Source organism: Anaerobutyricum hallii DSM 3353 (assembly GCF_000173975.1).
In the GTDB taxonomy this organism is placed as follows: domain Bacteria; phylum Bacillota; class Clostridia; order Lachnospirales; family Lachnospiraceae; genus Anaerobutyricum; species Anaerobutyricum hallii.
Genome location: NZ_ACEP01000128.1, coordinates 1 through 7,934 on the forward strand (window position 1 = coordinate 1; position 7,934 = coordinate 7,934).

Genomic DNA, 7,934 nt, shown 5'->3' on the forward strand with positions numbered 1-7,934 from the left:
ATGGAATTGCTATTTATTGTTGGAGGGATTTGAGGACGCTCCAGAAGGTTATAGCTTTCGTTGTAACTTTTTTTGAAGGATTGACTCGAATTACTTCTATCTCTCCTGACTTCTTCCCCAAATCTTTTAATAAATTTGCCGGATTGAAACAACCAGAACCCCCAGAGAAAATATACCCTATATCTGTGGCCTCGGAGCAAGGTTTGGATACGAGCACTTAAGCGAATATTCAAACCGCCGCGACTAAAGTCACAGATATAGGGTATATTTTCTCTGGGGGTTCGTCTGTTTACTCACCCCGGCAAATTCCTATTTTTTATTCATAGCCTCATGTTCCCTAGCTAATTCATCATGTAAAGTCATCGAATCCCACTTCACATTATGCTCTGTCAGCATAGCCTTCAGATTAATTTTTGGAATCTTCTGCTTACGCATCGCATTTAAAAACTGGTCAAGCTTCTGTCCGGTAAATCCGGCAAACACCAGCATTGGGTCATTAAAAGAAGGCTTTTCTTCTGAACTCTCAGAGCGAAGATATAGTTCCATATCTTCTTTTTTTCCAAAAGCCAGCGTTCCAATAGGTACATCATACTGATTCTTTTCCACAACTCGAATATGAATACCACCTTGTATACATAAAAACTTGATTTTATTTCGAATAGCAGCAGAATCTAAATTATAAAGTAAAATAGTTTCTTTCATAATATAACTCCTCGTATAATATATTATTTATTTTTTATAGTGAATTTTCAACAACCCAAGCACGTCGTTACTCATAAATAATGTCTCCTATAATATAAAACGAGAGACTTAAAAATAGCCTCTCGTTTGAAAATCTTCATCGTTCGGTCAATTTTTATATTAGCGTCCTGTCGGAACCGTCACAGGACTCATCAGATGAAGAAGAACAATGTGTTGTTCTCATCATTATTATATGCGATATTTTTTAAAAAATCAAATATTTAATTCTTAAATTTTTTGCAACATTTCTGCCTCCCATTGATGGGTACTATGCTTTTGCATCCTGTATATATGCAAGTATGTGAGCGAATTATAAATGGAGCTTTTTTTAGAAATCATCTTTTTTGCAGTAACAGTAACTTTGCAGAAAGCATTTTTTAAACACGTTCTATACGGAATATAGCAAAATAACAACAATAAGATAAAAAGCCAACTCATCCCCTCTATTCCCAGTCATTCTCAAGTAAGCAGAAGACATCAGCTTCTGTCCCCAAATCTCCTCCTCCTGTTTAATTCATCTTCTCCAGCCACAGCACAGAAGCCATTGCCCCCAATAAGGCATATTTGTGGTCTTGGAGCAAGTGTTGGATGCGAGCGCGTGGAGCGAACATTCAACGCGCCGCGACTAAAATCACAAATATGCCTTATTGGGGGTAATGGCTTCGTCTGTAGTTTGCTTAATGAATTAAATAGTAAAAAAACTCTGGTATTTTCCTAAAAATGAGATACAATAGGGGAAGGAAAATACCTAGCGTACCGATTGGCGGTACACTAGAGCATGTTTGAAAAATGATTTTTCAAACACGCTCTAGCATAAACGCATACATGCAGGGAGGACATTATGGAAGAAAAAAATTACAAGATTTATGACAGCTTATATAACGTAATCGGTGTTGCACCATACGAAGAAGTACATACACAGGGACTCTTACATCAGGTAGTCCATTTCTGGTTAGCAGAGAAAAAGGATGATCAGCTCTGGTTCTATTTACAGAAGAGAGCAGAGGACGATATAGTTTACAAAGGAGCATACGACATCCTTACATCCGGCCACATTGACCCGGAAGAAACACACGAAGAAGCTATGGTTCACCAGATTAAAGAACAGTTAGGACTTTTCCTGGAAAAAGAGCAGCTCACATATATCGGACATATCCATCAGCAGATTAAAAAAGATAAATACTTTGATAATACATTTGTACAGAGTTACCTGTATGTTACAGACCATGCAGAAAAAGACTTTGCTGATGCAGGTAATGTCGTAAAGGTAAAATTTGAAGAACTTGCTGCATTTACGGGCAACCCAGAGGGGAAAATAACTGTTTATGATATTCAGGGACAGCCAATCGAAGAGACAACACATGATCAGTGGTGGCCTAGAGATGAGGAATTCGAAAAAGTAATGGCTCCATATATTGAGAAACATTTCTAATTTTGGTTCGCCGCAGGCAAGGATGAATTCTGTTCTTTGCATACTGAAGTAAAAATGTACGCTCGGAGTCTTTCTTGCACTTGCTTTTGTGGCTGATTTTCCGCCAGTCGCACCCGAATTTCATCAACGTACGCACTCACGTACGCCTCAAAAATTTGGGCACAACTGACAAAAAATCTTCTCGCTTTGGGTGAGTCTACTCTTGCCTGTGCCAACCCAGAAATTACACAATTATGAAGATTTTATGAAGCTTTCGCAAAAGGCTACCGAAATCTCTTTTCTTATGTTATGATGTGTATGTATTAAAGGGAAGCATTGATTGGGGAGTATGTCATGCATTGCATGACGCGCATCTCGCAGCAAGAATGCCGAGGCATTCTTGAACTTAGAGAGTATACATTTTCTCTGGGGATTGAAGCAAGGGTGAGAAGGAGAATTATTATGAATATATCATTTTATTTGATTCCTAAAAGTGAAGTAACATACATACATCAGGAAGACACCGTAGCACAGGCATTGCGTGTCATTCATAAACATGGTTATCAGGCGGTACCGGTCATTGATGAGAAGGGGCGCTATGTCGGAACAATTTCCGAGGGGGATTTCCTCTGGAATCTCATTGAAGAGTATCATATGGATATGGAAGTAATGCGTAAGTCTCATGTGAAGTCCATGCGTCTTCGCTGGGATTACAAACCAGTAAGTATTGATGCGGATATTGAACAGTTAGATAATCATATCCTTAATCAGAACTTTGTGCCAGTTGTAGATGGACGTAACGTGTTTATCGGTATTATCACCAGAAAAGAAATTATAAAAGAGTTATTAAAACAGAAAAAAGATGTGTTAGCAAAAAGTTCTCTGGCAGAGCAGAATGTACATAATACACAGCAAGCGGGACGAACATTTCACTAGAGCATTTTTCAAACACGCTCTAAGAATAAATAACAAACAATAAGGAGATATTTCAATGGCAGATTTACCACAGTCTTTCCTTGACTCCATGAAAGAGATTTTAGGAGAAGATTATGAAGCGTTTCTTACCGGTTTTGACGGGCAGAGACAATATGGTCTGCGGGTGAATACTTTAAAGATGAACTTGGAGGAATTCGAAAGAATTGCTCCTTTTCATTTAAAAAAAGTTCCGTGGATTTCAAATGGATATTTTTACAACGCAGAGGATGTTCCAGCAAAGCATCCTTTTTATAGTGCAGGGCTTTATTATTTACAGGAGCCAAGTGCCATGACTCCGGCATCCAGACTGAAAGTGCAGCCAGGAGAGAGAGTTCTTGATCTTTGTGCTGCACCTGGCGGTAAGGCAACAGAACTTGGAGCAGCCTTACAAGGAGAGGGCCTTTTAGTGGCAAATGATATCAATACAGCAAGAGCAAAAGCGTTACTTCGTAACCTTGAATTATTTGGTATTTCCAATAGTTTTGTGACGAATGAGCCACCTCATGTCCTTGCAGAGCGTTTTCCAGAATTTTTCCATAAGATTATGGTGGATGCCCCATGTTCTGGTGAAGGAATGTTTAGAAAAAATCCAGCCGTTGTAGATTCCTGGAAAGAAAAAGGTCCGGAATATTTTTCAAAATTACAGCGGGAAATTATCGTGCAGGCAGCGGACATGTTACTTCCAGGTGGCATGATGTTTTACTCCACCTGTACATTTTCCCCTTTGGAAAATGAAAAGACAATCACTCATCTTTTAAAGGAACGCCCGGATATGGAAGTCGTTCCAATGGAAGATTACGAAAATTTTGCGGAAGGACTCACATCCTATAAAGACGAAGCTTTTGACGAAAGCTGTAAACTCTGTCGTAGAATCTGGCCGCATAAAATGTCTGGTGAAGGGCATTTTATGGCACTTCTTCATAAAAAGAGCGGGGCAGAACAGGAAATAAAATCGGATGAGCAGGATTCTGTTATGCAGAATATAAACTATCTTCAGGCAGAAAATAGTAAAGAATCAGGTCTGAACAGGACATTCCATATGAATCAAGAAGCAAATACAAGCGAAATATTAAACAGAGATAAAAAAGAGAATACAATAAAGTATCAGCAAGATGCCGAGCCTGTATTTGATAGAAAAAATATTGAAATAAGTCAGAAATCAGATGAAAAAGCTTCTAAAAAATCAAAAAAAGCTAAAAAGAAACAGCAAACAGAAACACTGAGTTCCGTTTGGTGGGAAAAATGTAAAAGTTTAAGCAAAGAGCAAAAAGCAGCCGCAGAAGACTTCTTCGCCCATGTAAACCTTGCTTATGATGTGGGCAGAATTGACGTGCGAGGCGATAATCTTTACTATCTTCCAGAACCACAATATGATGGACGAGGATTACATTTCCTGAGAAATGGCCTTTTCATGGGCGAATTCAAAAAGAAAAGATTTGAACCGTCTCAGCCATTTGCACTCGCACTCCGTGCACAGGATTTTGATCAGGTACTTGACTTTCCAGCAGATGATGAACGATTACAGCGATATCTTCGCGGCGAAACCCTTGACGTAAGCGATTTGATCAACGGAGAAAAAAAGCGAAAAGGCTGGCAGCTAGTTATGGCAGCAGGACATCCACTGGGATTTGGAAAACTCGTAAACAATAATCTGAAAAACAAATATCCAGCGGGATGGAGAAAGTGAGAAGTTGTATGATAAATATTATATCAAAAAGAGAGTTATCAAATAGTGTAATATATGAGTTAGATGACAATATATTGCGAAGCAACATTATTTCAATATTGAAAATGTTTGAAAATGGAAAACATAAGTTTGGAGAGTGTAGTTGTAGTACATGGGATGAAGATGGCCATGTAATGCGTCCATGTTTTCATAGTATTGATGAATTAGAAAAATTGAAGGAATATCCAAGTCCTGATATGTCTTTTGATGTTGATTATGTAAATTCTGATACAGGAAAATATAGCTATACCATAAGTGCTTCAACAAATAATAATATCATAACTTTCTTTATTGACAATAAAAAATGTTGATTTTCCTCAGTTTCATGAGCTTTTTAAAAAAATAAGTAAAAATGCCATAAGACTTAAAATAATTAAGCACTATTTGTTATCGTAAAATTTCACTGTCACAATATAATAAAATTTCACCCAAAGAACTAAAAAAGTTAAGTCAAAACTGACATTGACTTACAAGCCCAAAAATGCAAAAATAAATGCATGAAAAGCAAGGGCGCTGAAACATAATTGTTTTGGCGTCCATTTTTTATTTTATAAAAATTTATAAAATAAAAACACTTCGCGAGTGAGAAAGCATTTTCTTGAAAAAGCAGGAAAGACCTGCAAAAAAAGTTAGGAGTGAAAAGTATGGATATGAGTGTTTGGTACCTTTTAGGTGCAGTATTAGTATTTTTTATGCAGTGTGGTTTTGCAATGGTGGAAACAGGTTTCACCAGAGCGAAAAATGCCGGAAATATCATTATGAAGAATCTGATGGACTTCTGTATTGGAACAGTCGTATTCTTCGTTCTTGGTTACGGTATTATGAACAGTGAAAATTATTTCTTTGGACTGATCGGAAGACCGGAATATCAGATGTTCACAGACTTCGCAAACTTTGACTGGTCCAATTTCTTCTTCCAGTTAGTATTTTGTGCAACAGCAGCAACAATCGTTTCCGGAGCAATGGCAGAAAGAACAAAGTTCTCTACATATTGTATTTATTCCGCAGTTATCAGTGCAATCGTATACCCGATTGAAGCTGGATGGGTATGGAATAGTGCAGGATGGCTCGCAAAATTAGGCTATGTTGATTTTGCAGGTTCTTCTGTAATTCATATGGTCGGTGGTATTGCTTCTGTTATCGGTGCCGCAATGCTTGGACCTCGTATTGGTAAATATACAAAAGGAAAAGACGGAAAAACTGTTGTAAATGCATTTCCGGGACATTCTCTTACACTTGGCGCACTTGGATGCTTTATCTTATGGTTTGCATGGTATGGATTCAACGGTGCAGCAGCATCTGATCCTACACAGTTAGCACAGATTCTTGGAACAACAACTATCGCACCGGCAGTAGCAACTTTTGTCTGTATGATGTTTACATGGATCAGAAACGGAGCACCTGATGTTTCCATGTGTCTGAATGCTTCTTTAGCAGGTCTTGTAGGTATCACAGCCGGATGTGCGAATGTAGATGCCGTTGGTGCAACGATTATCGGACTTGTTGATGGTATACTTGTAGTAATAGTCGTAGAATTTATTGACCAGAAACTAAAAATTGATGACCCGGTAGGTGCCGTAGCCGTTCATGGATGTAATGGTCTTTGGGGTACAGTAGCAGTCGGACTTTTCGATTATAACAATGGTGTATTTTATGGTGGCGGATTCCACCAGCTTGGAGTACAGGTACTGGGTGTTGTATGTATCGCAGCATACACAGCAGTTGCAATGACAATCGTATTTACAATTCTTAAACATACAATAGGACTTCGTGTCAGTGCAGAAGAAGAAATCATGGGTCTTGATATCGCAGAACATGATCTTGCATCAGCATATGCAGATTTCCTTCCAATTTCCGCAACAACAATGGGCGGTGTAACAACAGAAACAATCGATGTAACAGACTTAAGAGACAAGAAACTCGCTCCAGTCATCGGCGGTGCAAAAGAAACAGGTGGACGTTATACAAAACTTACAATTATGTGTAAAGAAGACCGTTTTGCCATTCTGAAAGATGCCATGAGCCAGATTGGTGTAACAGGTATGACAGTATCCCATGTAATGGGTTGTGGAACACAGAAAGGAAAAACTGGACAGTATCGTGGTGTTAAGATTGATATGAACCTTCTGCCACAGCTTCAGGTAGACATTGTCGTATCTACAGTACCACCGGAATTAGTCGTAGAAGCCGCAAAGAAAGCACTTTATACTGGCGAGTACGGCGATGGTAAGATTTTCCTTTACGATGTAGAAAATGTTGTGAGAATCCGAACCAATGAAACGGGAATTGCAGCATTAGATAACGAAGAAAAATAGGAATTTGCCAGTGAAATAATAATTACCGCAGGCAAGAAGACGCACCCAAAGAGAGCAGGTAGCCTATATTTGTGACTCTATCACTGCGGGTTGAATGTTCGCCCCCGGGCTCGCATTCAATCCTCGTTCTAAGGCCACAAATATAGGCTACCTGCTCTCTTTGGGTGCTGTGTTTTTGCTGGAGATGGAATTACTATTTCATGTTGGAGTGATTTGGGGAATCGCCAGAAGATTGTGGCTTTTTAAAAAGTTGAGTCATAAGAGTTCGACACTCATATTGTTATTTTAATGTGTAAAAATAATAATTTTTTCTTATGGATTTTTGTGTCAATCCTTCGAAATTTAGTTTCCCAGGCAGACTCATTCTCATGTCTTCTTTTCCATAGTATATGCACAAGCTTATTACTGGATGTAAACGGTCACTTTTTTGTAGGCCGGATAAAAATTCATCGGATGTATCAAAATTTTTTTCATTTCTGTTTTTAGCTGTTATCTCGTTGTATTCCTTTAAGTAAATAAGAGAATCTGCTATCATATGCTAAATCTGCAAACCGCTGATTATTCTTCCAGAAAGTCTTTAGTACAGTGTCTGGTTTTACGTTATTTTTAATTGCCAATTTGACACCATCCTTTCTAAACTATATACCTAATGGTTATTTACAAGGAATATATTACCATAATTTTCTTGAAATGTAAATATGAAAATTAGCATTTTTTACATGTATAGTGTATAATTTAAAGATATATCAGTTGGGAGATGACTCCC

The 7,934-nt window shown here is 38.2% G+C and carries 8 protein-coding genes; 6 read left to right on the forward strand and 2 right to left on the reverse strand.

The genetic code is table 11. The annotated features are described in order from the left end of the window. On the forward strand, positions 1–221 hold a 221-nt coding region (locus tag EUBHAL_RS16035), incomplete at its 5' end, for a hypothetical protein (RefSeq protein WP_005350320.1). Positions 222–309: 88 nt separating this feature from the next. Here the strand turns inward: EUBHAL_RS16035 and EUBHAL_RS12245 are convergent. Next, complete coding sequence (locus EUBHAL_RS12245) at positions 310–702, reverse strand: DUF3783 domain-containing protein (protein WP_005350321.1); 393 nt, start codon at positions 700–702, stop codon at positions 310–312. A gap of 880 nt (positions 703–1,582) precedes the next feature. On the opposite strand from EUBHAL_RS12245, the gene EUBHAL_RS14965 reads away from it, so the two are divergent. From EUBHAL_RS14965 to EUBHAL_RS12270, 5 genes are all read left to right on the forward strand, one after another. Beyond that, entirely contained in the window at positions 1,583–2,173 is a 591-nt protein-coding gene (locus EUBHAL_RS14965; protein ID WP_005350325.1) for an NUDIX hydrolase, read from the forward strand. 441 nt (positions 2,174–2,614) lie between these two features. Then, positions 2,615–3,088: a CBS domain-containing protein gene (locus EUBHAL_RS12255; RefSeq protein WP_022170690.1), complete on the forward strand. Its 474-nt coding sequence runs from the start codon at positions 2,615–2,617 to the stop codon at positions 3,086–3,088. 55 nt (positions 3,089–3,143) lie between these two features. Further along, positions 3,144–4,814 carry an RsmB/NOP family class I SAM-dependent RNA methyltransferase gene (locus EUBHAL_RS12260; RefSeq protein WP_005350331.1) on the forward strand — a complete coding sequence of 557 codons (1,671 nt, stop codon included), beginning with the start codon at positions 3,144–3,146 and terminating at the stop codon, positions 4,812–4,814. Continuing rightward, positions 4,802–5,164: a hypothetical protein gene (locus EUBHAL_RS12265; RefSeq protein WP_005350334.1), complete on the forward strand. Its 363-nt coding sequence runs from the start codon at positions 4,802–4,804 to the stop codon at positions 5,162–5,164. Before EUBHAL_RS12260 ends, EUBHAL_RS12265 begins: the two co-directional genes overlap by 13 nt. Before the next feature lie 333 nt (positions 5,165–5,497). Continuing rightward, positions 5,498–7,168 (forward strand): ammonium transporter, encoded by a 1,671-nt coding sequence (locus EUBHAL_RS12270; RefSeq protein ID WP_005350336.1) that lies wholly within the window; start codon positions 5,498–5,500, stop codon positions 7,166–7,168. Between the two features lie 280 nt (positions 7,169–7,448). Here EUBHAL_RS12270 and EUBHAL_RS12275 read toward each other — a convergent pair whose 3' ends face one another. Then, positions 7,449–7,703 carry a hypothetical protein gene (locus EUBHAL_RS12275; RefSeq protein ID WP_005350340.1) on the reverse strand — a complete coding sequence of 85 codons (255 nt, stop codon included), beginning with the start codon at positions 7,701–7,703 and terminating at the stop codon, positions 7,449–7,451. Positions 7,704–7,934 lie beyond the last annotated feature (231 nt).

Bases quoted from the DNA above. Each gene is read 5' to 3' on its own strand.
- EUBHAL_RS12245 (WP_005350321.1), bottom strand. From the start codon at position 702: ATGAAAGAAACTATTTTACTTTATAATTTAGATTCTGCTGCTATTCGA.
- EUBHAL_RS14965 (WP_005350325.1), top strand. From the start codon at position 1,583: ATGGAAGAAAAAAATTACAAGATTTATGACAGCTTATATAACGTAATC.
- EUBHAL_RS12255 (WP_022170690.1), top strand. From the start codon at position 2,615: ATGAATATATCATTTTATTTGATTCCTAAAAGTGAAGTAACATACATA.
- EUBHAL_RS12260 (WP_005350331.1), top strand. From the start codon at position 3,144: ATGGCAGATTTACCACAGTCTTTCCTTGACTCCATGAAAGAGATTTTA.
- EUBHAL_RS12265 (WP_005350334.1), top strand. From the start codon at position 4,802: ATGGAGAAAGTGAGAAGTTGTATGATAAATATTATATCAAAAAGAGAG.
- EUBHAL_RS12270 (WP_005350336.1), top strand. From the start codon at position 5,498: ATGGATATGAGTGTTTGGTACCTTTTAGGTGCAGTATTAGTATTTTTT.
- EUBHAL_RS12275 (WP_005350340.1), bottom strand. From the start codon at position 7,703: ATGATAGCAGATTCTCTTATTTACTTAAAGGAATACAACGAGATAACA.